General features: G+C 59.9%; 24 protein-coding genes and 6 tRNA genes. 7 read left to right on the forward strand and 23 right to left on the reverse strand.

The genetic code is table 11. From position 1 onward, the window contains the following. Positions 1 to 67: 67 nt before the first annotated feature. The 12 genes from ACOYXH_RS17535 to ACOYXH_RS17590 form a co-directional block, all read right to left on the reverse strand. Positions 68 to 664, reverse strand: coding sequence for a nucleotidyltransferase family protein (locus tag ACOYXH_RS17535; protein WP_220556711.1), 597 nt, complete (start codon positions 662 to 664; stop codon positions 68 to 70). Next, positions 661 to 1,641, reverse strand: coding sequence for an XdhC family protein (locus tag ACOYXH_RS17540; RefSeq protein WP_095048619.1), 981 nt, complete (start codon positions 1,639 to 1,641; stop codon positions 661 to 663). Before ACOYXH_RS17540 ends, ACOYXH_RS17535 begins: the two co-directional genes overlap by 4 nt. Further along, the gene (locus ACOYXH_RS17545; RefSeq protein WP_095125206.1) at positions 1,641 to 3,962 is read right to left on the reverse strand and encodes a xanthine dehydrogenase family protein molybdopterin-binding subunit; all 2,322 of its coding nucleotides are present in this window, start codon (positions 3,960 to 3,962) and stop codon (positions 1,641 to 1,643) included. Before ACOYXH_RS17545 ends, ACOYXH_RS17540 begins: the two co-directional genes overlap by 1 nt. After that, positions 3,959 to 4,429: a (2Fe-2S)-binding protein gene (locus tag ACOYXH_RS17550; protein ID WP_095048621.1), complete on the reverse strand. Its 471-nt coding sequence runs from the start codon at positions 4,427 to 4,429 to the stop codon at positions 3,959 to 3,961. The genes ACOYXH_RS17545 and ACOYXH_RS17550 overlap by 4 nt, the downstream gene beginning before the upstream one ends. 245 nt (positions 4,430 to 4,674) lie before the next feature. Continuing rightward, complete coding sequence (gene murB, locus ACOYXH_RS17555) at positions 4,675 to 5,694, reverse strand: UDP-N-acetylmuramate dehydrogenase (protein WP_095125207.1); 1,020 nt, start codon at positions 5,692 to 5,694, stop codon at positions 4,675 to 4,677. After that, positions 5,691 to 6,155 (reverse strand): low molecular weight protein-tyrosine-phosphatase, encoded by a 465-nt coding sequence (locus ACOYXH_RS17560; protein ID WP_093435454.1) that lies wholly within the window; start codon positions 6,153 to 6,155, stop codon positions 5,691 to 5,693. The genes murB and ACOYXH_RS17560 overlap by 4 nt, the downstream gene beginning before the upstream one ends. After that, complete coding sequence (gene kdsB, locus ACOYXH_RS17565; RefSeq protein ID WP_220556714.1) at positions 6,155 to 6,919, reverse strand: 3-deoxy-manno-octulosonate cytidylyltransferase; 765 nt, start codon at positions 6,917 to 6,919, stop codon at positions 6,155 to 6,157. The genes ACOYXH_RS17560 and kdsB overlap by 1 nt, the downstream gene beginning before the upstream one ends. Next, the gene (locus tag ACOYXH_RS17570; RefSeq protein WP_003174668.1) at positions 6,916 to 7,101 is read right to left on the reverse strand and encodes a Trm112 family protein; all 186 of its coding nucleotides are present in this window, start codon (positions 7,099 to 7,101) and stop codon (positions 6,916 to 6,918) included. The genes kdsB and ACOYXH_RS17570 overlap by 4 nt, the downstream gene beginning before the upstream one ends. 21 nt (positions 7,102 to 7,122) lie before the next feature. Continuing rightward, positions 7,123 to 8,133 carry a tetraacyldisaccharide 4'-kinase gene (lpxK, locus tag ACOYXH_RS17575; protein WP_095048624.1) on the reverse strand — a complete coding sequence of 337 codons (1,011 nt, stop codon included), beginning with the start codon at positions 8,131 to 8,133 and terminating at the stop codon, positions 7,123 to 7,125. Continuing rightward, positions 8,133 to 8,561 carry an ExbD/TolR family protein gene (locus ACOYXH_RS17580; protein ID WP_093435463.1) on the reverse strand — a complete coding sequence of 143 codons (429 nt, stop codon included), beginning with the start codon at positions 8,559 to 8,561 and terminating at the stop codon, positions 8,133 to 8,135. The genes lpxK and ACOYXH_RS17580 overlap by 1 nt, the downstream gene beginning before the upstream one ends. After that, complete coding sequence (locus ACOYXH_RS17585) at positions 8,558 to 9,193, reverse strand: MotA/TolQ/ExbB proton channel family protein (RefSeq protein WP_042560451.1); 636 nt, start codon at positions 9,191 to 9,193, stop codon at positions 8,558 to 8,560. Before ACOYXH_RS17585 ends, ACOYXH_RS17580 begins: the two co-directional genes overlap by 4 nt. A 101-nt stretch (positions 9,194 to 9,294) precedes the next feature. Beyond that, positions 9,295 to 11,529, reverse strand: a complete 2,235-nt coding sequence (locus ACOYXH_RS17590; protein WP_460409851.1) for a DNA internalization-related competence protein ComEC/Rec2 — start codon at positions 11,527 to 11,529, stop codon at positions 9,295 to 9,297. Positions 11,530 to 11,665: 136 nt separating this feature from the next. Here ACOYXH_RS17590 and ACOYXH_RS17595 point away from each other — a divergent pair, with 136 nt between their 5' ends. Further along, positions 11,666 to 12,184, forward strand: coding sequence for a DUF2062 domain-containing protein (locus ACOYXH_RS17595; protein ID WP_095048627.1), 519 nt, complete (start codon positions 11,666 to 11,668; stop codon positions 12,182 to 12,184). 143 nt (positions 12,185 to 12,327) lie between these two features. Here the strand turns inward: ACOYXH_RS17595 and ACOYXH_RS17600 are convergent, their stop codons facing one another. The 4 genes from ACOYXH_RS17600 to ACOYXH_RS17615 form a co-directional block, all read right to left on the reverse strand. Beyond that, positions 12,328 to 13,107 (reverse strand): ABC transporter permease, encoded by a 780-nt coding sequence (locus tag ACOYXH_RS17600; RefSeq protein ID WP_008087860.1) that lies wholly within the window; start codon positions 13,105 to 13,107, stop codon positions 12,328 to 12,330. Further along, positions 13,104 to 14,036: an ABC transporter ATP-binding protein gene (locus ACOYXH_RS17605; RefSeq protein ID WP_093435472.1), complete on the reverse strand. Its 933-nt coding sequence runs from the start codon at positions 14,034 to 14,036 to the stop codon at positions 13,104 to 13,106. Before ACOYXH_RS17605 ends, ACOYXH_RS17600 begins: the two co-directional genes overlap by 4 nt. A gap of 123 nt (positions 14,037 to 14,159) precedes the next feature. After that, positions 14,160 to 14,783: a glutathione S-transferase family protein gene (locus ACOYXH_RS17610; protein WP_095048628.1), complete on the reverse strand. Its 624-nt coding sequence runs from the start codon at positions 14,781 to 14,783 to the stop codon at positions 14,160 to 14,162. A 43-nt stretch (positions 14,784 to 14,826) separates the two neighbouring features. Further along, the gene (locus ACOYXH_RS17615) at positions 14,827 to 15,486 is read right to left on the reverse strand and encodes a transglutaminase-like domain-containing protein (protein ID WP_093435478.1); all 660 of its coding nucleotides are present in this window, start codon (positions 15,484 to 15,486) and stop codon (positions 14,827 to 14,829) included. Between the two features lie 248 nt (positions 15,487 to 15,734). On the opposite strand from ACOYXH_RS17615, the gene ACOYXH_RS17620 reads away from it, so the two are divergent. Together ACOYXH_RS17620 and ACOYXH_RS17625 are read left to right on the forward strand one after the other, a co-directional pair. After that, positions 15,735 to 18,182 carry an acyl-CoA dehydrogenase gene (locus tag ACOYXH_RS17620; RefSeq protein WP_095048629.1) on the forward strand — a complete coding sequence of 816 codons (2,448 nt, stop codon included), beginning with the start codon at positions 15,735 to 15,737 and terminating at the stop codon, positions 18,180 to 18,182. 74 nt (positions 18,183 to 18,256) lie between these two features. Beyond that, the gene (locus tag ACOYXH_RS17625; RefSeq protein ID WP_095048630.1) at positions 18,257 to 18,664 is read left to right on the forward strand and encodes a PA2817 family protein; all 408 of its coding nucleotides are present in this window, start codon (positions 18,257 to 18,259) and stop codon (positions 18,662 to 18,664) included. Between the two features lie 108 nt (positions 18,665 to 18,772). Here ACOYXH_RS17625 and ACOYXH_RS17630 read toward each other — a convergent pair whose 3' ends face one another. Further along, the gene (locus ACOYXH_RS17630; protein WP_095048631.1) at positions 18,773 to 19,771 is read right to left on the reverse strand and encodes a LysR family transcriptional regulator; all 999 of its coding nucleotides are present in this window, start codon (positions 19,769 to 19,771) and stop codon (positions 18,773 to 18,775) included. Between the two features lie 90 nt (positions 19,772 to 19,861). Between ACOYXH_RS17630 and ACOYXH_RS17635 the strand changes: the two genes are divergently transcribed. The 3 genes from ACOYXH_RS17635 (at position 19,862) to ACOYXH_RS17645 (ending at position 21,987) form a co-directional block, all read left to right on the forward strand. Next, complete coding sequence (locus ACOYXH_RS17635; RefSeq protein ID WP_095048632.1) at positions 19,862 to 20,488, forward strand: alanyl-tRNA editing protein; 627 nt, start codon at positions 19,862 to 19,864, stop codon at positions 20,486 to 20,488. 88 nt (positions 20,489 to 20,576) lie between these two features. Further along, positions 20,577 to 21,347, forward strand: a complete 771-nt coding sequence (locus ACOYXH_RS17640; RefSeq protein ID WP_095125212.1) for a 2OG-Fe(II) oxygenase — start codon at positions 20,577 to 20,579, stop codon at positions 21,345 to 21,347. 1 nt (position 21,348) lies between these two features. Next, a complete protein-coding gene (locus ACOYXH_RS17645) occupies positions 21,349 to 21,987 on the forward strand; it encodes a LysE family translocator (protein WP_095048634.1) in 639 nt (212 codons plus the stop codon). A 127-nt stretch (positions 21,988 to 22,114) separates the two neighbouring features. Here ACOYXH_RS17645 and ACOYXH_RS17650 read toward each other — a convergent pair. The 6 genes from ACOYXH_RS17650 to ACOYXH_RS17675 form a co-directional block, all read right to left on the reverse strand. After that, a tRNA-Gly gene (locus tag ACOYXH_RS17650) sits at positions 22,115 to 22,190 on the reverse strand. Positions 22,191 to 22,192: 2 nt separating this feature from the next. Then, positions 22,193 to 22,268, reverse strand: a tRNA-Glu gene (locus ACOYXH_RS17655). Between the two features lie 57 nt (positions 22,269 to 22,325). Then, positions 22,326 to 22,401, reverse strand: a tRNA-Gly gene (locus ACOYXH_RS17660). Positions 22,402 to 22,404: 3 nt separating this feature from the next. Further along, positions 22,405 to 22,480 (reverse strand) — tRNA-Glu (locus tag ACOYXH_RS17665). A gap of 104 nt (positions 22,481 to 22,584) precedes the next feature. Then, a tRNA-Gly gene (locus tag ACOYXH_RS17670) sits at positions 22,585 to 22,660 on the reverse strand. A 2-nt stretch (positions 22,661 to 22,662) separates the two neighbouring features. Continuing rightward, positions 22,663 to 22,738 (reverse strand) — tRNA-Glu (locus ACOYXH_RS17675). 383 nt (positions 22,739 to 23,121) lie between these two features. On the opposite strand from ACOYXH_RS17675, the gene ACOYXH_RS17680 reads away from it, so the two are divergent. Beyond that, positions 23,122 to 23,880 carry a hypothetical protein gene (locus ACOYXH_RS17680; RefSeq protein ID WP_176471267.1) on the forward strand — a complete coding sequence of 253 codons (759 nt, stop codon included), beginning with the start codon at positions 23,122 to 23,124 and terminating at the stop codon, positions 23,878 to 23,880. Positions 23,881 to 24,195 lie beyond the last annotated feature (315 nt).

Below are 24,195 nucleotides of genomic sequence, written 5' to 3' on the forward strand. Positions count from 1 at the left end.
CTCGGTCAGTCCCCTCTCCCTCTGGGAGAGGGTTAGGGTGAGGGGCTCTCAGGAATTTACGCAGCTCTCAAGACGAAGTAAAAACCAAAGCCTCCGGCACATCGATATCCCACAACACCCCAGGATCATCCACCGCCACTTCCACCACCCTGCCCTGCTTGAACAACGGCCGAGCCCCTCGATCGCCACTCAAAGCCTGCAACCCCGCACCAAACGACCGCCCAAACCCCACAGGATGACCAAACCCCCCTTCCTGCACCGGCACGCTCACCGCATCATCAGTAATCGCCGCGACCACCCGCTCGATACTCGACGGCAAGATAAACGGCATGTCACCAAGGACAATCAACCAGCCATCGGCATCAGGGCAAGCGGCGACCCCGGCGGCAATACTGTCACCCATTCCAGTCGATTCAATCGAGACCACGTCACAGCCATAGGCCTGGGCCATGCGCATCGCCTGCGGCCGCGCCTCGGTCGTCACCAGCACGCGCCTGTCGAGGCTGCCCGGCAGATTCAACAGCACCTGCTCAATCACCGAACGCACTGCACCATCACGCCCGGTGCAGTCCGCCAGCAACTTGTCCTTATCGGCACCTGCCACCTGGCGAAAACGACTGCCCTCACCCGCCGCCAGCACAATCACTGCAATGGATCGACTCATGCGTCCTCCAAAGTTTTCTTCTGCTTCAACTCGACGCCGTTCTTGATTGCGACGATCTCCGCCAACAGAGACAAAGCAATTTCCGCTGGCGAATGACTGCCGATATGCAAACCGATCGGCCCGTGCAGTCGATCGATCGCCTGCACCGACAAGCCTAGCTGAGCAAGATTCTCCCGACGCTTTCGGCTGTTAACCCGAGAGCCGAGAGCGCCGACATAGAAGGCCGGAGAATCCAGCGCCGTGAGCAGCGCCATATCGTCCAGACGCGGATCGTGGGTCAACGCGACAATCGCCGTACGTTCGTCGGTCTGGATACTCAACACCGCCTCATCCGGCATGCCCGAGACGAAACGCCCGTGATGCTCTTCCCAGCCGTAGACGAATTCGCTGCGCGGATCGCAGATCAGCACCTCAAAATCCAGCAACCGCGCCATATCCGCCACGTAACGCGACAACTGCCCGGCACCGATCAATAGCAGGCGCCAGCGCGGCCCGTAGATCGCTCGCAGGGTTTTGCCGTCGAACTCCAGCGAGTCGGACTTGCTGGCCGGCGATAGAAGCACTTCACCGGTTTCAATGTTCAACTCACGGGCAACGATCTCGTGTGCTTCGCACCGCGCGAGCAACTCGGCAACCCACGCGGGATCGCCGATCCGTTCTTCAGTCAGGCGCAACGTACCGCCACAAGGCAAGCCAAAGCGCGCCGCCTCCTCGCGTGTAACGCCATAAGTGATCAACTGCACCGGCGGCCCATCGGTGGCGATGCGTCCGTCGTGCAGGCGGGCGATCAAGTCATCCTCGACGCACCCGCCCGACACCGAACCGATCACCACGCCATCCTCGCGCAAGGCGAGCATGGCACCGGGCGCCCGCGGCGCCGTGCCCCAGGTCTGCACCACGCTGAACAGCACCACCCGCTGCCCGGCGCGGCGCCATTCAAGGACGCTGCGCAGGACATTGAGGTCGACGCTGTCCATTACGCCTCTGCCTTCTGCCAGCCCTGCAACTGGTAACGCACCGGCAGATTACGGATGCGCTTGCCAGTAGCGGCAAAGATCGCGTTACACAAGGCCGGAGCAATCGGCGGCACGCCCGGTTCGCCGACACCGCCCAAGGGCACGTCGCCCGGCGGCGTCACCAGATGCACGGCAACTTCTTTCGGCGCCAGCGACATGCGCGCCACTTCGTACATGTGGAAGTTGTCCTGCTGGACCTTGCCGTCCTTGAAGCTGATTTCGCCCAGTACTGCGTTGCCCAGGCCCATCACGCAGGCGCCTTCGAACTGCGAACGGATACGTTCAGGGTTGATCTGCGGCCCGCAATCCACGGCAATATCGGCCTTGTGCACGATCAGCGTACCGTCGTCCTTGACCTCGACTTCGATCACCGCCGCCACGTACGTGACGAAGCTGTAATGCACCGCCAGACCCAGACCACGGCCCTTCGGCAGTTTGCGCCCCCAACCGGCTGCTTTCGCGGCGGTTTCCAGCACGGTGCGCATGCGCCCGGTATCGATCGGATACCGCTCGGGCGATTCGCCGTAGTTCCACTCTTCGCTCAAGGTGCGCGGGTCGATCTGCCGATCAGCGCCGAGCAGTTTGATCTGGTATTTGAGCGGATCCTCGCCGGCCTTGTGCGCCAGCTCATCGACGAAACTCTGGATGGCAAAACCATGAGGAATATTCGACACCGAGCGATACCAGCCAACCCGTGTGTGCACGGTCGCCTCGGGGTTTTCCAGGCGTACGTTGGGAATCGCGTAGGCCATGTTGGTGAAACCCATGCCCAGCTCGAAAGCCGCTTCATGGTTCATCCCCGGCGCGAACAGCGCGGTGATGCTCGGCGCCACGGTGCGATGCAACCAGCCGGACGGCATGCCGTCCTTGCCCACGCCAGCCTTCAGATACTCGGCGGACACAGTGTGGAAATACGAGTTGTGGATGTCATCTTCACGCGTCCACTGCACCCGCACGGCTTTGCCGGGGAACTCTTTGGCGAGAATCGCCGCTTCGACGACGAAATCCGGTTTCGACTTGCGACCAAAACCACCGCCAAGCAAGGTGACATTGAATGTGACATTGTCGAACGGCAGTCCAAGACGCTCGGCAATGCGCTCGCGGGTGACTTGCGGCGCCTGACTCGGTGCCCACGCTTCGCAAACGCCGTCCTTGTAGCGAGCGATGGCAACCATTGGCTCCATCGGTGCCTGGGCCAGATGCGGCAGGTAGTAGGATGCTTCAAGCGTACTTGCAGCACCGCTCAGGGCCTTGTCGATATCGCCGGTGTTGCGCACCACTTTGCCGGGTTTCAGCGAGGCGGCTTCAAGCTCTTTGCGATAGGCGATCGAGTCATAACTGGCGTTCGGACCGTCATCCCATTCGATTTTCAACGCTTCACGGCCCTTGATCGCGGCCCAGGTATTGCTCGCCACCACGGCCACACCACCCAGTGGCTGAAACTCAGAAGGCAGCGGCCGGCTTTCGATCTGCAGCACTTTGAGCACACCGGGGACTTTCAGCGCAGCGCTGTCATCCAGCGATTTGACCTTGCCGCCGTACACCGCCGGACGGGCGATAGTTGCGTACAGCATGCCGTCGAAATGCACATCGGCGCCGTACACCGCACGACCGTTGACGATGTCTGCGCCGTCGATGGCTTTCGTACCTTCCTTGCCGATGTAGCGAAACTCCGACGGCTGCTTGAGGCGCAGGCTGTCACGCGCCGGTACCGGCAACGCACTGGCTGCGGCGGCCAGTTCGCCATATCCCAGCTCACGGCCAGACGGTTTGTGAATGACTTTGTGCAGTTGCGCGTGGCACTCACCGACCGGCACTTTCCACTGCGCAGCGGCGGCCTGTTCAAGCATGGTCCGCGCCGCCGCACCGCAACGCCGCATTGGTTCATACCAATGGCGCATGCTGCGCGAACCGTCGGTGTCCTGGTTGCCGAAGCGCACTTCATCACCCGGCGCCTGCTGCACTTTGACGCGCGCCCAATCGGCTTCCAGTTCATCAGCAACAACCATGGTCAAACTGGTGCGCACGCCCTGGCCCATCTCGGAACGGTTGCACACCACAGTGACCGTGCCGTCAGCGGCAATGCTGACGTAGACCTTCGGATCGTCGATCCAGCCATTGGGCATGCCATCGGCGCCGAATTGCTTCGGTTTGTCTTCAGCCAACGCATCCTGCCAACCCCAACTGGCGGCCAGCACCAGCGCGCCGGTGGCGCCGACGCCTTTGAGGAAACCGCGACGGCTGAGATTGCTCAGGGCGAAATCATTCGGAAGGCGACTCATGCCTTGGCCTCCTTCAAGTGAGTGGAAGCCTGGCGGATCGCAGTCTTGATCCGGTTGTAGGTGCCGCAGCGGCAAATGTTACCGACCATGGCTTCTTCGATCTGCTCGTCGCTCGGGTTCGGGTTGGTCTTGAGCAACGCGGTAGCTGACATGATCTGCCCGCCCTGACAGAATCCGCATTGCGCTACAGCGGTGTCGAGCCAGGCTTGCTGGACCACCTGCCCCACCGGGTCGGCGTGCAGGTTGTCGATGGTGGTGACGTTCTGGCCGACCACCGAACCGATCGGCGTGATGCAACTGCGCGCCGGCAAGCCGTCGATATGAATGGTGCAGGCGCCGCACAGCCCCATGCCGCAGCCGAACTTGGTGCCGTTATAACCGGCGACATCACGAATCGCCCACAACAGCGGCATGTCTTCGGTGACATCGAGAGGATGGTCTTGACCGTTGAGTTTCAGGGTAATCATGGGCACGCCCGCATATTTTTAGTGGTTATGGGGTCGAGCAATCTGCCGCCGTTGAATCGGCGGTGGTTCACGCAGATCGACTCAGGCTAATCAGGCTCTCTTGTGCCGACGCGAACGTCTGCACCGGGCCTTTGGTGGAGCAAATGACGGTTATCGTTAGCTCGCTAAGTTAACCCAGCGTTAACAAAAAAGCCCTGCACTTTTTATCAGTGCAGGGCTTTGGATGGCGCTTTGAAAGCGTAGCCTCAATAGCGATTAGGCTCCATCTCCAGGTCGACATTGAAACGTTCGGCAATGTCTTTCTGGATGCGTTGCGCCAGATCGAGCAGTTGCAGCCCGGTTGCCGCGCCGTAGTTGACCAGCACCAGCGCTTGCAATTTATGCACGCCGGCATCGGCTTCACGGAAACCTTTCCAGCCGGCACGCTCGATCAGCCAGCCTGCCGCGAGCTTCATTTGTCCGTTCGGCTGCGCGTAGGCGACCACATCCGGATGCTGTTCCTTGATCCTCGCGACGATGGCCGCCGACACCAGCGGATTCTTGAAGAAGCTGCCGGCATTGCCGAGTACCGCCGGATCCGGCAGTTTTTCGCTGCGGATACTGCAAATCGCACGGCTGACGTCGGTAGGCGTCGGCTGCTCGATGCCCTGCTCGGTCAGGCGCTGACGCACCGGGCCGTATTCCAGATGCAAATGCGCGATGCGGTCGAGTGCAAAGCGCACGCGCAGAATCAGCCAACGCCCCGGCTGCTGCTTGAACAAGCTGTCGCGGTAGGCGAAGTTGCATTCTTCGAGGGTGAAATCGCGCAGCTCGCCGGTCTGGCGATCCAGCGCGGTGAGGCCGGCGAATACATCCTTGATCTCGACGCCGTAGGCACCGATGTTCTGCATCGGCGCAGCGCCAACCGTGCCGGGAATCAGGCTGAGGTTTTCCAGCCCGGAGAGTCCTTGCGCCAACGTGTGCTGCACAAACGGATGCCACGGCTCGCCCGCTTCCGCCTCGATCACCACACGGTTGCCGTCATCGCTGATCACACGAATCCCGCGCGTGGCCATGCGCAGCACCAGCGCCGGAATATCTGCCGTTAGCAGCAAGTTGCTGCCACCGCCGATCACCAGCAACGGCACATCATGAGCAACGGCATAGGCCAGCGCTTCACGGACATCGGCATCGCTGTGGGCTTCGGCGAACAGTTGCGCGCGCACATCCACGCCAAAACTGTTGAACGGTTTCAGGGAAACCTGCGGTTGCACCTGCAAACTCATAACCGGCCCTTCACTTCGATCAACAATTGGTCACAGGCTGCTTCGATCAGATCCAGCACTTGCTCGAAACCCTGATCGCCGTCGTAATACGGATCCGGCACTTCATCGACGACACCGGCATAACGGCGCAAAAACAGGTCCAGCTCGGCTTTGCCGGTGGACGGCTGCAACGCCTTGAGGTTGCGCAGGTTGCTGTTGTCCATGGCCAGAATCAGGTCGTAACTGGCGAAATCGGCACGGCGGACCTGCTGCGCGCGTTGCGCCGACAGGTCATAGCCGCGCACTTTGGCCGCGGCCTGGCTGCGTTTGTCCGGCGGGTTGCCAACGTGCCAGTCACCGGTGCCGGCGGAGGCTACTTCGACCTGATCCGCCAGCCCTGCTTCACGCAGTTTGTGGCGCAATACGCCTTCGGCCGTGGGCGATCGACAAATGTTGCCCAGGCACACAAACAGAACGCGCATCAGGCCTCCAGCAGGCGACGAACGCGCTCGAGGTCTTCGGCCGTGTCAACGCCAGTCGGCGGTGCGATCAGCGCGTCGGCGACATGAATCCGCACACCGTGCCACAGGGCACGCAGTTGCTCGAGGGATTCAGTGTTTTCCAGCCAGCACGGGCCCCAACTGACGAAGTCCTGAAGGAAACCGGCGCGGTAGGCATAGATGCCGATATGGCGACGGTATGGCACGCCCTCCGGCAATTGCTCGCGGCTCTTGGCAAACGCATCGCGCGCCCATGGCAAAGTCGCACGGCTGAAGGTCAGCGCCAAACCGTTGAGATCACTGACGACCTTGACCACGTTCGGATTGAACAGGGTATCTACGTCTTCGATCGGCTCGGCCAGCGTGGCCATGCGCGCTTCGGTGTGGGCAGCCAGATTGGCGGCGACCTGATCGATCACGCTCGGCGGAATCAGCGGCTCGTCACCCTGCACGTTGACCACGATCGCGTCGGGTTCAAGACCCAGTTTCGCCGAGACTTCGGCCAGACGATCGGTGCCGGAGTTGTGATCTTCACGGGTCAGCACCACTTCGGCACCAAAAGCCTTGCAGGCCTCGACGATGCGCGCATCGTCAGTCGCGACGACCACACGGCTGGCGCTGCTTTTGCTCGCCTGTTCCCAGACGTGCTGGATCATCGGCTTGCCGGCGATGTCGAGCAGCGGTTTGCCGGGCAGGCGGGTCGAGGCGAAACGCGACGGGATGACAACGGTGAAGGCAGTGGTCATTTATCCAGACGCTCGTCGGTGGTCAGGGTGCGGGCTTCGCTTTCGAGCATGACCGGGATGCCATCGCGGATCGGGTACGCCAGACCGGCGCCCTTGCTGATCAGTTCAGTTTTGTCGGCGCTGAGCTTGAGCGGGCCTTTGCAGATCGGGCACGCGAGGATATCGAGCAATTTGGTGTCCATGAACATTCCCTGAGTAAAGAGTTAAGGCAAAAGACGATCCGGCAACAGGCGCATCAGCTGCGTGTCGAACCAGGCCACAAAGGCCGGCGACGGCAGCGCATCGACCGCCAGATACCACCAGTCGTCAGCCGCAAAGGCACGGCACTTCACCGCGTCCTTTTCGGTCATCACCAACGGCAATGACGGTGTGAAATTTAACGCCTGCACGCTGTATTCGGCGTGGTCGGCAAACGCATGGGGGACTGCTCGCCAGTCTAGCGCTTCGAGGGTATTGAAGAAACGTTGCGGATTGCCGATCCCGGCGACCGCGTGCACGGCCTGGCCGGGTGGAAAATGATCGAGCGACTTGCGCTCGCCGCTGCGCAGATTGACCAGCGCGGTCGGTTGCAGACGGAAAGCGAAACCGTCATCGCGATCCTCGGTGGCACCATTGAACAGCACGCCGTCGACACTTTGCAGGCGCTCGATCGGCTCACGCAACGGCCCTGCCGGCAAGCAGCGTTTGTTGCCCAAACCACGGGCGGCGTCGATCAGCACCAGCTCCAGATCCCGCGCCAGACGATAATGCTGCATACCGTCGTCGGAGAGGATCAGATCCAGTGGTTCACTGGCGAGCAAGGCTTTGACCGCTGCGCTGCGATCGGGGTCGATCATCAGCGGCACGCCGGTGCGCTGGACGATCAGCAACGGTTCGTCACCGGCGATGTCAGCGGTTTGCTCGGCCGCAACGCGCCACGGCAGTTGCGGTGGTTTGGCGCCGTAACCACGACTGACCACGCCGACGCGCAAACCGCTGCGCCGGCAATGTTCGATCAACCAGAGAATCATCGGCGTCTTGCCGGTGCCACCGACGGTGATGTTGCCGACCACGATCAACGGCACCGATGGCTGGTAGATCTGACCTTCACCGGCAAGAAAGCGCTGGCGCTTACCCACCACCACGCGGCGATAGAGCATTTCCAGCGGCCGCAGCAGCGTCAGGGCCGGGTGCCCCTGATACCACGCGGCGAGCAAACGATCGGACAGGCTCATCAGGATTTGGGCGCCGCCTCGACCGTGGTCATGCGCAGATGGCTGAAACCGAGCTTGCCGGCCGCGTCCATGGCAGTGATCACGGATTGATGCTGAGTCTTGCCATCGGCACTGATCGACAACGGCATGTTGGTATCGCCGTTGGACTCTTTCTGCATGGCTTCCATCAGGGTCGCCAGGTCGTTCTTCGGCAGAATCTTGTTGTTCACCGAAAACACGCCTTCGGCGCTGATGGCCACGTCGATCTGCTTGACTTGCTGGTCTTCGGCCGGGGAGCCGCTGACCGCTTCCGGCAGGTCAACACGCAACTGGGTTTCGCGAGTGAACGTGGTGGTCACGACGAAAAACAGCAGCAGAATGAACACCACGTCGATCAGCGAAGCGAGGTTGATGTCCACGGTTTCCCGGGGTTTGCGACGGAACTTCACGCGCGGCCCTCGGCCAGGTCAACGTCACGGTCGCCCTGTACCACTTCAACCAGCTTGATCGCTTCCTGCTCCATGCCCACCACCAATTCATCGATACGGCGTTGCAGGAACCGATGGAAGAACACCGCCGGAATACCGACCATCAGGCCCGCAGCGGTGGTGATCAATGCCTTGGAGATACCGCCTGCCAGCACCGAGGCATTGGTGGTCATACCGGAGCCAGTGAACGCGCTGAAGATATCGATCATGCCCAGCACGGTGCCAAGCAGACCCAGTAATGGCGCCATGGCTGCGATAGTGCCGAGAGCATTGATGTAGCGCTCGAGTTCATGAATGACCCGGGCGGCGGCCTCTTCGATGCACTCTTTCATGATCTCGCGACCATGTTTGGAGTTGGCCAGGCCCGCCGCGAGGATTTCCCCCAGCGGCGAATTGGCGCGCAATTCCTTGAGTTTTTCTTTATTGAGCTGCTTGTCCTTGATCCAGACCCAGACCTGGCCCAGCAGATGCTCGGGGGTAACGCGACTGGCGCGCAGGGTCCACAGGCGTTCGGCGACAATCGCCATGGCCGCGATGGAGCTCAGAATGATCGGCAACATCATCCAGCCGCCGGATTTGACCAATTCCCACACAGTGACAGTCCCCTCGAAAAAGTGCGCCACTTTACCATACCGATCCACGATTAAGACCCGCCGCCCCGACGACCGTGACGCCCCATCAACCCACGTCCCGATCAGCGGGCCAGTGCGGGCGGATCACGCCAGAAACGCCGCTGATGACGCATCGTGCGTGGCGCCCTGAAGGTGCCCAGTTGCAGATGAATGGCGCCCTGCTCGGCACTGTCGTAAATGTGCAGGCCCAGTTTGCGATAACGCGCCAGCACGGTCGGGTGCGGATGGCCAAAAGAGTTGCCATGACCTCGAGAGATCAGCACGGACTCGGGTTTCAAGACGTTGAGCAGCGCCATTGACGATGAACTGCGGCTGCCATGATGGGGCGATTGCAGCCATTGCGTCGGCACGGCCAGTGGACCGTCGAGCAGCACGCGTTCGGCATGGCTGTCGATGTCGCCGGTCAGCAGCAGGCGCTCGCCATTGGCCTCGATCTGCAATACGCAGGAACGCTGATTGCTGTCGTCAGCGTCCGCCCACTGCCAGAGTTGAAAACGTACGCCGTCCCATTGCCATTGCTGGCCACTTGCACAGGCTTCGGCGTTCAATTGCGCGGGCAGCCCCGCCGGGTCACCGCTGATTACCTGATCGACAGTCAAACCCCGGCTGATCGCCAAAGCGCCGCCGGCGTGATCGGCGTCGGCATGGCTGAGCAGCATCAAATCGAGTTTTTCCACGCTCAGTTTGCGCAATGAAGGCAGCACCACACGCTCGCCGAGATCGAACTCACCAAAGCGCGGCCCCGCATCGTAGAGCAACGCGTGATGGCGGGTCCGGATCAGGATGGCCAAGCCTTGGCCGACATCAAGCTGCCAGATATCGGCCAATCCTTCATCTATCTGATCGCGTGGCGGCACGACCAGCAGCAGCAACAACGGCCAGCCCAATGGACGCAGCGGCACGCCGCGCGGCAATAGCAACAACCCGGCGCCGAGGCTGCCAATGACCCAGACCCAAGCGGGTATCGAGGGTGCGATCCATGCCGGCCAATGCCCGGCAATCGTCGCCAGCGCGTGAAACAACCCATCGATCAAACCGCCGGCCAGCCACAGCAGGCCGGCGCCGACAAAAGGAACAGGCAGCAACACGGTTCCAAGCAGCGCCGGCGGTAACACCGCAAGACTGACCCAAGGCACTGCAAGCAAATTGGCCAGCGGCCCGCTGAGGCTGATCGGCAGATTCAGCGCCAGCAACACCGGACATAAGCCGATCGCGATCAACCACTGCGCCCGCGTCCAGGTCTGCCACCAGCGCCACGCACCCAAGCGGCCGCCAAAGGTAAAGATCAACACCGCCACCGCCGCAAACGAGAGCCACAGACCCGGACGCAAACTGGCGAGCGGGTCCAGCAACAGCACAGCGTTGAACGCCAGCAACAACGGCCATCCTGCGCCAAGATGACGAAAGCGCAGGCGCCACAACAGCACCAGCCCGACCATCACGCAGGCGCGCTGCACCGGCACGTCGAACCCGGCAAGCAGGCCATAACCGAGCGCTGCCGCGAACCCCAGACCACATGCCCACGGCAGCCACGGCCAGCGCAGCGGCCACAGGCCATATCGCGCCATGCCGGCGACCAGCCCATACATCATCGCCGCCAGCAAACCGATGTGCTGACCGGAAATCACCAGCAAGTGCACGGTGCCGGTGTCCTGCAGAGTCTGCCAGTCCTCGCGACTGAGCCCCGAGCCGTCACCCAGCACTAACGCCGCCAATGCGCCATTTCGCCCCTGCGCATCCACGCTCAGCAAACGCTGGCGAATACTGTCACGCCAGGCCCAGCGCGCTTCGCTCAAGCGCTGGCCGTCCTTGATTGTGCCGGTGGCGCCAATGCGTTGCGCCAGCAGCCAAGCCTCGTAGTCGAAGGCCTCGGGATTGCGCAATCCACTGGGACGCTTGAGCTTGACCGCCAAGCGCCAACGCTCGCCGCTGTTGACCTGCGGCCCGGCGTACCAGGCAAGCCGCATCAGCGATGGCAGTTTTTCATGACGCGAGTGCGCATCAGCCAATTCGAAGCGCACCACGCCGTCGCTGTTCTGCGGCAAACCGACGATCCGCCCTTCAACCCACCGGGTTTCGCCATCCAGCCCGGCCGGCAAACGATCATTCAACGCCCATTGCGCACCGACGCTGGCCCACGTGAAGCCAAACAGCAAAAACGCCAGCGGATAGCTGCGAAACGGCAGCAGCATCAAAGCCACGACCGGCAACAACAGCATCAACCAGACCGGCGGTAATGCCGGCATAAAAACCGCGACCAGCAGACCGACTGCGAGCGCCATCATCCCTGTGCGCATAAGCCCGTCCTTGAGAGTCCCGCACTTAGGCATAGCGGTTGTCAGTTACACGCGTCGTCAACAATTGTCACAAAGTCTGAATAGGCGCTTCGTAGAATCCAGACATACTTGCCGCCTTAACCGACCGAGAAGCCTTATGCCCCGGCGCTTATTCAAACGTTATATGCCCGACCCGACGAGCATCAGGGAACACAAATCCTTACGCTTTCTCGGCAAGTTGCTGCATGACCCGAACCTCTGGCACCTCAATCGTCACTCGGTCGCCCGGGCGATGGCGGTTGGCCTGTTCGCCGCGTTCCTGCCGATCCCGGCGCAGATGCTGGTGGCCGCCGCCCTCGCCGTCACGGTGCGCGGCAACATGCCGATTGCGGTCAGCCTGGTCTGGCTGACCAATCCGATCACCATGCCGGCGGTGTTCTTCTGCACCTATCAGGCCGGGGCGTTTTTGATGGATGTGCCCGCCCGACATCTACCGGACGAGCTGACCTGGGAGTGGATCAGCGGCGAGTTGTCGACGTTGTGGCAGCCGTTTCTGCTCGGCTCGGTGGTAGTCGGACTGGTACTCGGTGCCCTCGCCTACTGCATTGTGATGATGTATTGGCGTTGGTGGGTGGCGCGGCAATGGGCGCGGCGCAAGAAGAGTCGCATGCGCTGAACGCAAAACGGCCTCCGCAGTGGGAGGCCGTTCTGATTTGTGGCGTCTGGATTGGCCCCATCGCAAGCAGGTTCACTCCTACATTGGAATGCGTTCCCCTGTAGGAGTGAGCCTGCTCGCGATGGCCACGACTCGGTCTGGAGTCAGGTACGCATCCCGCGCCCGCTTACCAGCAACCGAGCACAACCGAGATACAGCACCACCGTCGCCACCAGCATAAAGGTGATCGCGATGCCGATCTTGATATCCGACACACCCAGAATGCCGTAACGGAAGGCGTTGACCATGTGCAGCACCGGGTTGGCCAACGACACGGTCTGCCAGAACGGCGGCAGCAAGGTGATCGAGTAAAACACCCCGCCCAGGTACGTCAGCGGAGTCAGCACAAAGGTCGGGATGATCGAAATATCATCGAAGTTGCGCGCAAACACTGCGTTGATGAAGCCCAGCAGCGAGAAAATCGTCGCCGTCAGTACCACCACCAAAATGGTCACGCCTAAGTGATGCACCTGCAAATGGGTGAAGAACAGCGACAGAATGGTCACGATCACGCCAACCATCAGACCACGCAACACGCCGCCAATGGTGAAACCGATCAGAATCGTGTGCGGCGACACCGGCGACACCATCAGCTCTTCGATGGAGCGCTGGAACTTGCTGCCGAAGAAACTCGAGACCACGTTGCCGTAGGAGTTAGTGATCACCGACATCATGATCAGCCCCGGCACGATGTACTCCATGTAAGTGAAGCCACCCATGTCGCCGATCTGCCGACCGATCAGGTTACCGAAGATCACGAAATACAGAACCATGGTGATCGCCGGCGGCAGCAGCGTCTGCGGCCAGATCCGCGTGAAGCGTTTGACCTCGCGGTAAACAATGGTCTGCAGGGCGACGAGGTTGGGACGGAATTCGGAACTCATACCGCCACCTTCGACAGATTTTTCTCCACCAGGGACACGAACAGCTCCTCGAGGCGATTGGTTTTGTTACGCAGGCTCAGCACTTCGATGTTCTGCTGCGCCAACTGGGTGAACAACGCCGTGATGCCCATGGATTTGTCGACCTGGACTTCCAGGGTATGGCTGTCGATCAACCGGGCAGGGTAGCCGAGCAATTGCGGCGCGGCGTTCAAGTCGTTTTTCAGGTCCAGCAGGAAGGTCTCCACGTGCAACTGGCCCAGCAATTGTTTCATGCTGGTGTTCTCGACGATGGTGCCGTGGTCGATGATGCCGATGTTGCGGCACAACTGCTCAGCCTCCTCCAGATAGTGCGTGGTGAGGATGATGGTGATGCCTTTCTGGTTCAGCTCGGTGAGGAACGTCCACATCGAACGGCGCAACTCGATATCGACGCCTGCGGTCGGTTCATCGAGGATCAGCAGACGTGGTTCGTGCACCAGCGCACGGGCGATCATCAAGCGCCGCTTCATGCCACCGGACAGCGAACGCGACGGCACGTCACGTTTGTCCCACAGGCCGAGCTGGGTCAGGTACTGCTCGGCGCGTTCCTTGGCGATCTTCGCCGGAATGCCGTAGTAACCGGCCTGGGTCACGACGATGTCGAAAGTCTTTTCAAACTGATTGAAGTTGAATTCCTGGGGCACCACGCCGATCGAGCGCTTGAGCTGCGCAGGATTTTTGTCCAGGTCATGACCAAAGATATTCACTGTGCCGCTGGTCTTGTTCACCAGGGTCGAGAGAATGCCGATGGTCGTGGATTTGCCAGCACCGTTGGGGCCGAGCAAGGCGAAAAAGTCACCTTCGGCGACGTCCAGATCGATACCACTCAAGGCCTGGAACCCGTTGCCGTAGGTTTTGGTTAGCTGCCGGATGGACAGAGCGGAACTCATATCTGATTTACGCACCATTGAAGGGAAAAAGGAGACGGCGGCGAAGGATCGAACCGCAGCGCAAGTGCGCAATGGTGCTTGCCGCCGCCGTACAAGTACAGTCAAGTGTGTCGATAGTAGGTATTAAGTCAACGCGGTCATGACGGCTTTCTGGTAGGGCGGACGCTGCTTCAAGCGCTCGTACCAAGCTTGCAGATGCGCTTGTGGTGCGCGTTCGATGGGCATCTCGAACCAGGCATAAATGAAACTGCCCAATGGGATATCGCCCATGCCGATGTCTTGTCCAGAGAGATAAGGCTGACTGGCCAAGGCATGGTCGGCCATGCTCAGCAACTCATTGCATTCCTTGATCGCAGCGTTGATCGCAGCCCAGTCCTGCTTGTCCGCCGGGGTGCGCAACACGCCCCAGAAAACCGTGCGGAACGGGCCGGCAAAACTCGACGTGGTCCAGTCCATCCATTTGTCGGCGATGGCGCGAACTCGCGGATCTGCCGAATACCAGTTGCTGTCGGGCGCATGCTTAGCCAGCAGATAGCGGACGATGGCGTTGGACTCCCACAGCACGAAACCGTCGTCTTCGATCACCGGCACCCGGCCATTCGGGTTCATCGCCCGGTACTCGGGTGTGTCGACTACGCCGAATGTGCCACCGGCATCGATTGCCTCGTAGGCCAGGCCAAGCTCTTCAGCCGCCCACAATGGCTTCCTGACATTCGATGAGTTTTTCCGTCCCCAGATCTTCAGCATGAGCGCCTCTTTTCAAATGAGTGGGCAGGCAGCATACGCCGGATCAGGTACGGCTCAAATCACTCTGCATATCGCCCAGCCGTTGCGGCTGCTGATCAGTGAATAGATGCGGATAGCACTTTTGCAAATGTTCGAAGAAGAACGTTTCCGGGACATCGGCGAATTGGCCGTGATCGACCAGATACTCCATGAGCTGCGCGCCGTCGCGATTGAATGGGTGGAAAACGCTGTCGTTGATACCGTCGAACTCCAGCGGTGCTACGTTGAACAATTCGCAAAGCTTCTGATTGAACGCCGGCGTGGCTTTGACCCAGCGTCCATTGAGGAACAGTTCGGTGTACCCGTGCATGGCGAACATGTCGCTTTTCAGCAACTCAAGCAGACGTGGCGTCGATAAGTGATTTTTTACGTCGGCCAGACCGATACGCGCCGGGATCCCGCAATGCCGGGCACAACCGGCAAGCAGCGTGGCTTTGGGCACGCAATAACTCTCCCCCGTCGTCAGCGCATAGCTGCCACGCAAGGTCTGCGGATCGCGACTGAAGGTGTAGGGGTTGTAGCGCACCGCCTCACGTACCGCGTAATAAAGATTGATCGCCCGCTCGAGCGGATCGCGGCTGGCACCCCGATGTTGTTCGGCGAACTCCACCACTGCCGGGTGGTCACTATCGATGAAGCGGCCGGGACTCAGATACTCGCGCATGACGACAATCTCCTGGGTGAGCCCCGAGTCTAGCGACAGCGTCAGCACAGAGATAACGACGTTTCGGCCAAACTTGGACGCAAAGACGCGGGATCAGCGAACGATTTCCCACACGTGTTGCCCACCGAACCTACGAAAACCATCCGGGGTTTCCCACGATTTCAATCACCTTGGTCTGACCACCCGGTTTTACAGATGCCGTCTAAGCTCTGGAGGGTCGATTTGCCTTGGTTCACGGAGGACTGAATATGCTGTTGTTGTGGATACTGGTTTTGATCGTTGGTGTGGCGTATCTCGCCCACCGGCGTATTTCACCTCTGCCTGCGTTGGGCATCGTGGCCGTCTACCTGCTGGCGATGGGTATTTTCAGTCATGCGCCGGGCTGGCTGTTGCTGGTGTTCTGGGTGCTGCTCGCGGTGGTCGCTGCTCCGCTGCTGCTGCCTGATCTGCGTCGCAAGCATTTCACTGCGCCGTTGTTCAACTGGTTCCAGAAAACCCTGCCACCCATGTCGCAGACCGAACGCGACGCAATCGACGCCGGCACAGTGTGGTGGGACGGTGAGCTGTTCAGCGGCCGCCCGGACTGGGACAAACTGCTGGCCTATCCCAAGGCGCAATTGAGCGAAGAAGAACAGGCGTTCATCGACGGCCCGACCGAAGAGCTTTGCGCGATGGTCACTGACTGGCAGATCGGCCAGTCGATGGACCTGCCACCCGAAGCCTGGGCGCATATCAAGGAACACGGTTTCTTCGCCCTGATCATCCCGAAAGAATTTGGCGGCAAAGGCTTCTCGGCTTACGCCCACTCGCAGGTGGCGATGAAACTCGCTACCCGTAGCGGTGACCTCGCCTCCACCGTGATGGTGCCGAACTCCCTCGGCCCGGCCGAACTGTTGCTGCATTACGGCACCGACGAACAACGCAATCACTACCTGCCGCGCCTGGCTCGGGGCGATGACATCCCGTGCTTCGCCCTCACCGGTCCGCTCGCCGGGTCCGATGCCGGTGCGATGCCCGACACCGGGATCATCTGCAAAGGTCAATGGGAAGGTCAGGAAGTCATCGGCCTGCGCCTGAACTGGGAAAAACGCTACATCACCCTCGGCCCGGTCGCGACCCTCCTCGGCCTGGCTTTCAAGGCCTACGACCCGGAGCATCTGCTGGGCGACAAGGAAGACCTTGGCATCAGCCTCGCGCTGATTCCGACCGACACCGCAGGCGTGGAAATCGGTCGTCGTCACCTGCCACTAGGCGCGGCGTTCATGAACGGCCCGAACTCGGGCAAAGATGTGTTTATCCCTCTGGACTTCCTCATCGGCGGTCAGGAGATGCTCGGCAAGGGCTGGATGATGCTGATGAACTGCCTGTCGGTCGGCCGTTCGATCTCGTTGCCGGCGGTCGGCACTGGTGCGGCCAAATTCACCAGCCTGGTCACCGGTCAGTACGCGCAGATTCGCGAGCAGTTCAATGTACCGCTGTCGGCTTTCGAAGGTATTCAGGAAGCCATGGCGCGCATCGGCGGCAACGCGTGGATGATGGACGCGGCGCGCATGCTCACTGCCAACGCGGTGGATCTAGGCGAGAAACCGTCGGTGCTCTCGGCGATTCTCAAGTATCACCTCACCGAACGCGGCCGCGAGTGCATCAGCCACGCCATGGATGTGCACGGTGGCAAGGCGATCATCATGGGCCCGAACAACTACCTCGGGCGTAGCTGGAACGGCGCGCCGATCTTCATCACTGTAGAAGGTGCGAACATCCTCTCGCGCAACCTGATGATCTTTGGTCAGGGCGCGATTCGTTGCCATCCATTCGTGCTGAAGGAGATGGCCCTCGCCGGTCGTGAGGACAAGGATCAGGCGCTGAAAGAGTTCGATGGTTTGCTGCTCAAACACATCGGTTTCGCCGTGAGCAATGCCGCCAGCACGCTGGTACTGAACCTCGGCTTCGGTCACTTCGAACATGCGCCGGGCGACAAGATCAGTCAGGGTTACTTCCGCGCACTGAACCGTCAGGCAGCGGCGTTCGCCATGCTCGCCGACTTCAGCATGATGTTGCTGGGCGGCGAACTGAAACGTCGCGAGCGTCTGTCGGCACGTTTGGGTGATGTGTTGAGCAACCTGTATCTGGCCTCGGCCGCGCTCAAGCGTTATCACGATCTGGATTCGCCGGCGTACATGGAGCCGCTGTTCAGATGGGCGATGGAAGAAAGCCTCGGCCAATCGGAACGGGCGCTGGATGAATTGCTGCGCAACTTCCCGAACAAGGTATTCGGTTGCCTGCTGCGAGCCATCGTGTTCCCGTTCGGTCGTCGTCACAAAGGCCCTTCGGACAAACTCGGTGCCGAAGTGGCAGGCGTGATTGGTCGCGCCAAAGGTGATCCGGCGCTGGAAGAGTTGCTTGCCGGTTGCTATCGCCCGCAGTCGGCAGACGATGCAGTCGGCGCGCTGCAACACGCCAGTGATTTGCTGAATGCCGCGCAGCCACTGCACAAAAAACTGCACACGTCGCTGAAAAGCGGTCAGGTCAAACCGGTCGCAGGTGAGCACGCCATCGATGCGGCGCTTGAGGCCGGGGTGTTGCAACCGGGAGAAGCACAGAGCCTGCGCGATGCCGAAGCCGCACGACGCAAGGTGATCGACGTGGATGACTTCGAGAAAGAGGAACTGAAACTGGCAGAGGGCAAAGTCCGCTGATCCTGACAACCATGTCCAAGAGGGCGCGGGAGCTTTATACTCCCGCGCCCGTTTTGCTCTTGAGGACTTATCTCGTGTCCAACGTCGTTGCCGATCATCTTGTTTTGCTCGACCACCTGCGCAGTATCCTGGTCGCCGTAGGTGAGGCCGAACAGGTTCCCGAAGAAAGCCATGCCTTGTTCCTGGAGCGCTTCGACGAACTGCTGGCATCGCTGCCGATCGATCCGATCGAAAGCCAGTACCTGGGCCAGGACATCCTGACTCAAGTGATTACCCGTTATCCGCAAATCGCCCACCTGATCCCGCGCGATCTGTTGTGGTTCTTCGCCGGCGACTGCCTGCATTACTTGTCCGATGAAGAGATCGACCTGTATCAGTCACTGGAAGAACGTCGCTACGAAGCCGAACAGAACGATGAACCGTTCGACTGGAACCAGGAAAAACAACTGCTGGCGATGTCCGCTCAGGACAGCAAGCACTGATTTAACAGTGGGTTGAAGATCAAAAGATCGCAGCCTTCGGCAGCTCCTACAGTGGACTCACGCAATCCCCTGTAGGAACTGCCGAAGGCTGCGATCTTTTGCTTTGCGCTACAACAACCCTTCGCTTTCGGGCAATTCATACGCCATCGCCGCGTTGCTTTCCCCCACTGATTTGCCCGGTTTGCTCAAGGTCGGCTCTTTCTCCAGGCACTCCACCAGATAGTCGATGAACACCCGCAACTTGGGTGGCAGATAGCGCGTCGGCGAGTGCAGTAACCACAGTCCGCCGTGATAGGACGCGAGGAACGTCCAGTCCGGCAACACCTGCACCACCAACTTTTGCTCAAGCGCGTAACGGGCGGTGAAATACGGCAGGCTGCCGATGCCGATGTGCTGCAACACCGCGCCCAGCCGCACACCGGTGTGATTGGCGGCATACCGACCGCGGACACCTACCGTCACCGCCTTACTGCCCTTCTTGAATTTCCAGCGCGCATCACTCGGGGTTTCCCCAAGATAAATACAACTGTGATTGAGCAGATCATGCGGGTGAGTCGGTATGCCGTGCTCGGCCAAGTACTGCGGCGTGGCACAGAGCAAATGGTCGATGGTCAGTAACTGCCTGCCGGCCAGCCCGGCCGGTGGTCGATCCGTAATACGAATGGCCAGATCGACATGGTCGTCGATCAAATCGACCTGGCGATCCTCCAGCAACAACTCGACATCGACCTTGGGATAACGCCGCAGGAACTCGGGCATGTGCGGATGAATCACGAAGCGCCCCACCGCTTTCGGCACGCTGACGCGCACCAGTCCTTCCGCTTCATGGGTGAACTGGCCGCTGATTTCCATCACCGACTTAGCCGCGCTGACCATCTCCTGGCAGCGTTTGAATACCTCCTCGCCGCCGTCACTCAAGCGCAGCTTGCGCGTGGTGCGCTGCAAGAGTCGCGTGGCCAGGGCTTTTTCCAGCCGCGAAATACTGCGACTCACCGCTGACGGCGATGAACCCAACTGCCGAGCCGCTTCAGAGAAGCTTCCGGTCTCGACGACCTTGACGAAAATCGCCATTTCACCAAGCAGCGGTAGCGGCAGATTGATGCTCACAGCGCACAAGTCCTTTGATGTTTGAACGGATTATCACGTTATTGCACGATTCATATAATAAAAAAAGAAACTTTAATAAGGGCATGGAATATGACGCTTCGCCTCTTTTTCCATAGTGATGACCTCAAGGCCAATGTGGAAGTCCTCGACTGCACGCCCCAAGAGAACGAATTCGCCGTGGTCTTGCGCGCCACGCTGTTTCACCCGCAGGGCGGTGGTCAGCCGTGTGATACCGGCTGGATCGGCGAAAGCCAGGTACTGCGTGTAGTGCAGGAACCGGACCGGATCATTCATTTTGTCGACCGACCGGTAAAGCTCGGCATGACCTGCATCCGCATCGACGAACAGCGCCGCCAATTCAATACACGCATGCATTCGGCCGGGCACCTGATCGGGCATTTCGTCCAGGCGCTGGGCTGGATGCCGATCAAAGCCCATCACTGGCCGGATGAAGGCCGAGTGCAATTCAAACCCGGCGACACCGCGCAGGAAGTCGATGCAGAGACCGTTCAACACGGGATCGACCAGTGGATCGAGCACGACCTGCCCCGCCTGACCTCGCTACGCGAAGGTGCGCGGGAAATCGGTTTTGGTGAACTGCCCGCCTATGGCTGCGGTGGTACCCACGTACGCAGCCTGAAGGATCTGGGCACAGTCACGATCGCGTCCCTTTCGCAGAAGAAAGGCACGTTATCCGTCCACTACAACGTGGATTGAGCATTTCGGGCGCTGCTTCAGGCAGCGCCCGACGCCGGGGAACCGCATTCGCAGGTTCCGTTGACTATCGATAGATGGACCTAAAAAAATGATGCTAGACGTCGAGCGTCTCGATGAGACGTGCATAAAAAAACTGGCCAACGAAGAAGTCCTCGCCATCCGCGTCAAAGGCTTTTTGCCTGAGCCGCTGGCCATTCAGATTGGCGACAAGATTCTCGCTCCAGGCTTCGAGGGTTACATCAACGCACCGAGTATCGGCCGCATCGGCATGGCGTTTTACGAGGCGGAAAACCAGCCGCTGCTGATTGAGGACTACTTCGAACGCGCCACCAGCAACATCGCTGAACTGCGCAATCGCTGCGCGCCCTACTCCTCACCGATCGACACCTTGCGCTGCATGCTCGACGAATCCTGGCCGGCCGGCGCGCACCTGGAAAACCTCTACGGCCGGAAAATGTATGTCGGCCTTTCGCGCGTGGTGAAGCCCGGGGTGTGCTTCCTCGCCCATCACGACATCTTCGCCAAGGACGCTCCGGACAGTTTCCAGGCCCGCAGCCTGGAGGCGCAGTTCGCCTGCAATGTCTACCTGAACATGCCGACCGAGGGCGGTGCGTTGCAGATGTGGGACGACGACATCACCCCGGATCAATTCGACGAGATGCGCGGTGACAGTTACGGCATCGAACCGGCACTGCTCGGCCCACCCGCGCTGGAAGTCCGACCGCAACCCGGCGATTTCATCATGTTCAATTCGCGGCGCATGCACTCGGTGACCCCGGGCGTGGCCGATCCGCGTTTGAGCCTTTCCTTTTTTGTCGGCTATCGCGGCAATGCTTCACCCCTGACCTATTGGAGCTGAGATGTATTCGAATTATCTGGGCGAGTTTCTGGCGCTGGCAACCATTCACTTTCTGGCTGTGGTTGCTCCCGGCCCGGACTTCGCAGTCACCATTCGCCAAAGCGTACGGTTCGGCCGATTGGTAGGGATCTGCACGGCGCTGGGTATCGGCGCGGGGATTTCCGTGCACGTGCTCTACACGTTGCTGGGTGTCGGGGCATTGATGCACACCACCCCGTGGTTGCTGACCGTCGCCAAGGTGATTGGCGGTGCCTATATCCTGTATCTGGGCGTCAGCCTGTTGCGCAGCAAACCCAAATCGGCCGTTGAAGGTGAAAAAGCTGCGGATGAACCCGTGGTCGAACAAACCCTGTTCAAAGCTTTCAGCACCGGTTTTCTGACCAATGCAACCAACCCCAAGGCCACGCTGTTTTTCCTGGCCATCTTCACCACGATCATCAGCGCCAGCACGCCCCTGCAGATCCAGGCCTTTTACGGGCTGTGGATGTGCTTTGTGAATGCGCTGTGGTTTGTCGTGGTCGCGCTGTTCTTCTCAAGCAATCGGGTTCGCCTGCTGTTCATGCGCATGGGCCATTGGTTCGAGCGCACCATGGGCGTGGTGCTTATTCTGTTTGCTGGCCGACTGATGCTGTCCTGGTAAGCAGACGCAAAACGCAAAAAGGCCCGCCGAATCGCTTCGGCGGGCCTTTTTCTTTATGACAGATGACACAACCACAAATCGCGCGCATACAAAAACGCCGCTCTGTTGAGCGGCGTTTTTGTGAATATGGAGCGGGAAACGAGACTCGAACTCGCGACCCCGACCTTGGCAAGGTCGTGCTCTACCAACTGAGCTATTCCCGCAATGGCGTCCCCTAGGGGACTCGAACCCCTGTTACCGCCGTGAAAGGGCGGTGTCCTAGGCCACTAGACGAAGGGGACACAGACTACAACTTTCACTAATAAAAACGCCGCTCACTGAGCGGCGTTTTTAGAATTTGGAGCGGGAAACGAGACTCGAACTCGCGACCCCGACCTTGGCAAGGTCGTGCTCTACCAACTGAGCTATTCCCGCAAATGGCGTCCCCTAGGGGACTCGAACCCCTGTTACCGCCGTGAAAGGGCGGTGTCCTAGGCCACTAGACGAAGGGGACACGCTACCCGGAACACATGGTGTGTGTTTCGGTGTCCAGATCCGTATCCGAAGACTTGGTTCTGGTTTCACTCAGCACCGCCCGAAAGCGCTACTGTTTAAAATTGGAGCGGGAAACGAGACTCGAACTCGCGACCCCGACCTTGGCAAGGTCGTGCTCTACCAACTGAGCTATTCCCGCATTGGCGTCCCCTAGGGGACTCGAACCCCTGTTACCGCCGTGAAAGGGCGGTGTCCTAGGCCACTAGACGAAGGGGACACACTACAACATTCACTCCCTGCCGCGCTTCGCTGTGTGCTTTACGCTGCAAGTGGCGCGCATTCTATGGATGGATTGAGAGGTCGTCAACCCCCTGATATAAATTTATTTAAATCAATGACTTCGACGACCTTTACGGCGGCAATCAGGCTTTTCCGTCGCCCGACGATTGACGCCTATATTCCGCCACTCGCCAAGACGCTATAGTCCACCCACAGTGATGGCAATCTGCACTCGCAGCGCCAGCATTCATATAAGCAGCGTGCGGCCGATACAGATTGAACCTGCCGATCCAACTCGTCGAGCGGCGCTAGGCGACTAAATGCCCAGCCACTACACTCGCATGCGAACCCTATAAAGAGGTCTTACCGGTGACACCACTCATGATCACCCTGCTAGTCGTAGCCGGGATCGCAATTCTGATCGCCATTGGCTACATGAACCATGTGGTGGAAAACAACAAACTGGAGAAGGCCCGCACCAAGGTCGAACTCAACGACCGCCTGCGCCGTTGCGGCGAACTGACCGAAACCTTCCCCGGCCAGTTCATGACCCCGGCGCTCAAGCTGCTGCTGACCCGTCTGGAACTGAACGTCTGCCAGCGCCTGCTGAACCTGGAAAAAACCAGCGCCACCACCAAAGCACGCATCACCGAACTGAGCGCCCTGGTCGCCCAAGGCGAATCGATCCCGGTCAACAACCCACCGGCACCGATCCTGACCGAAGCCAAAGCCAAAGACGTGCGCTTCCTGCTCGAAGCCCTCCACGGCCAGATCACCCGCGCCGCCCACGATGGTTTCCTGCCACCGAATGAAGCCAAACACTGGATCCGCGAAGTCCGCCACATTCTGGTGCTGCTGCACATCGAATTCTTCAACAACCTCGGCCAACAGTCCCTGCAACAAAACCAGCCCGGCCAGGCCCGCCTCGCCTTCGAACGCGGCGTGCAATACCTGCGCAAACAGCAGGATCCGCAGATGTACGCAGAACAACTGCAATACCTGGAAAAACTCCTGGCCCGCGCGAACGCCCAGGTCATGGACAAGATTGCACCGGTTGAAGGTGAAGAGAACCAACTGACCGCCGGCCTCAAAGATGTCGAGGCCGATGCGGACTGGAAGAAGAAAGTGATTTACGACTGATTGCAGAAGTTGAAAGAGAAGCCACCGATAGGTGGCTTTTTTGTGGGCTCGCGGGAGTGAACCTGATAGATACCCGGTGGACGTGAGGCCGTCATCGCGAGCAGGCTCACTCCTACATTGGGACTGAGTACATCCGATAGCGGATTGGTCGGCTGTCAGGCCGCCTTCGCGAGCAGGCTCGCTCCCACAGAAAAGCAAAAGCAACGCCCACCTCACAACCGCATCTGCTTCTCACCACTCAACAGGATGAGCGTTAGCTCGGCTGCCGCTCTTGATCTTGATCTGAAAGCCCGTCGGCAGGCTGAGTGGAAGGAT

The sequence above is a fragment of the Pseudomonas sp. Mb7 genome (genome assembly GCF_054790525.1).

Excerpts from the sequence above, each read along its gene's own strand:
- ACOYXH_RS17595 (WP_095048627.1), top strand. The coding sequence starts at position 11,666 with ATGCCCCGGCGCTTATTCAAACGTTATATGCCCGACCCGACGAGCATC.
- ACOYXH_RS17645 (WP_095048634.1), top strand. The coding sequence starts at position 21,349 with ATGTATTCGAATTATCTGGGCGAGTTTCTGGCGCTGGCAACCATTCAC.
- ACOYXH_RS17590 (WP_460409851.1), bottom strand. The coding sequence starts at position 11,529 with ATGCGCACAGGGATGATGGCGCTCGCAGTCGGTCTGCTGGTCGCGGTT.
- ACOYXH_RS17545 (WP_095125206.1), bottom strand. The coding sequence starts at position 3,962 with ATGAGTCGCCTTCCGAATGATTTCGCCCTGAGCAATCTCAGCCGTCGC.
- ACOYXH_RS17535 (WP_220556711.1), bottom strand. The coding sequence starts at position 664 with ATGAGTCGATCCATTGCAGTGATTGTGCTGGCGGCGGGTGAGGGCAGT.
- ACOYXH_RS17610 (WP_095048628.1), bottom strand. The coding sequence starts at position 14,783 with ATGCTGAAGATCTGGGGACGGAAAAACTCATCGAATGTCAGGAAGCCA.
- ACOYXH_RS17570 (WP_003174668.1), bottom strand. The coding sequence starts at position 7,101 with ATGGACACCAAATTGCTCGATATCCTCGCGTGCCCGATCTGCAAAGGC.
- ACOYXH_RS17550 (WP_095048621.1), bottom strand. The coding sequence starts at position 4,429 with ATGATTACCCTGAAACTCAACGGTCAAGACCATCCTCTCGATGTCACC.
- ACOYXH_RS17605 (WP_093435472.1), bottom strand. The coding sequence starts at position 14,036 with ATGAGTTCCGCTCTGTCCATCCGGCAGCTAACCAAAACCTACGGCAAC.
- kdsB (WP_220556714.1), bottom strand. The coding sequence starts at position 6,919 with ATGACCACTGCCTTCACCGTTGTCATCCCGTCGCGTTTCGCCTCGACC.
- ACOYXH_RS17620 (WP_095048629.1), top strand. The coding sequence starts at position 15,735 with ATGCTGTTGTTGTGGATACTGGTTTTGATCGTTGGTGTGGCGTATCTC.
- ACOYXH_RS17560 (WP_093435454.1), bottom strand. The coding sequence starts at position 6,155 with ATGCGCGTTCTGTTTGTGTGCCTGGGCAACATTTGTCGATCGCCCACG.
- ACOYXH_RS17680 (WP_176471267.1), top strand. The coding sequence starts at position 23,122 with ATGATCACCCTGCTAGTCGTAGCCGGGATCGCAATTCTGATCGCCATT.
- ACOYXH_RS17600 (WP_008087860.1), bottom strand. The coding sequence starts at position 13,107 with ATGAGTTCCGAATTCCGTCCCAACCTCGTCGCCCTGCAGACCATTGTT.
- ACOYXH_RS17615 (WP_093435478.1), bottom strand. The coding sequence starts at position 15,486 with ATGCGCGAGTATCTGAGTCCCGGCCGCTTCATCGATAGTGACCACCCG.
- ACOYXH_RS17540 (WP_095048619.1), bottom strand. The coding sequence starts at position 1,641 with ATGGACAGCGTCGACCTCAATGTCCTGCGCAGCGTCCTTGAATGGCGC.
- ACOYXH_RS17635 (WP_095048632.1), top strand. The coding sequence starts at position 19,862 with ATGACGCTTCGCCTCTTTTTCCATAGTGATGACCTCAAGGCCAATGTG.
- lpxK (WP_095048624.1), bottom strand. The coding sequence starts at position 8,133 with ATGAGCCTGTCCGATCGTTTGCTCGCCGCGTGGTATCAGGGGCACCCG.
- murB (WP_095125207.1), bottom strand. The coding sequence starts at position 5,694 with ATGAGTTTGCAGGTGCAACCGCAGGTTTCCCTGAAACCGTTCAACAGT.
- ACOYXH_RS17640 (WP_095125212.1), top strand. The coding sequence starts at position 20,577 with ATGATGCTAGACGTCGAGCGTCTCGATGAGACGTGCATAAAAAAACTG.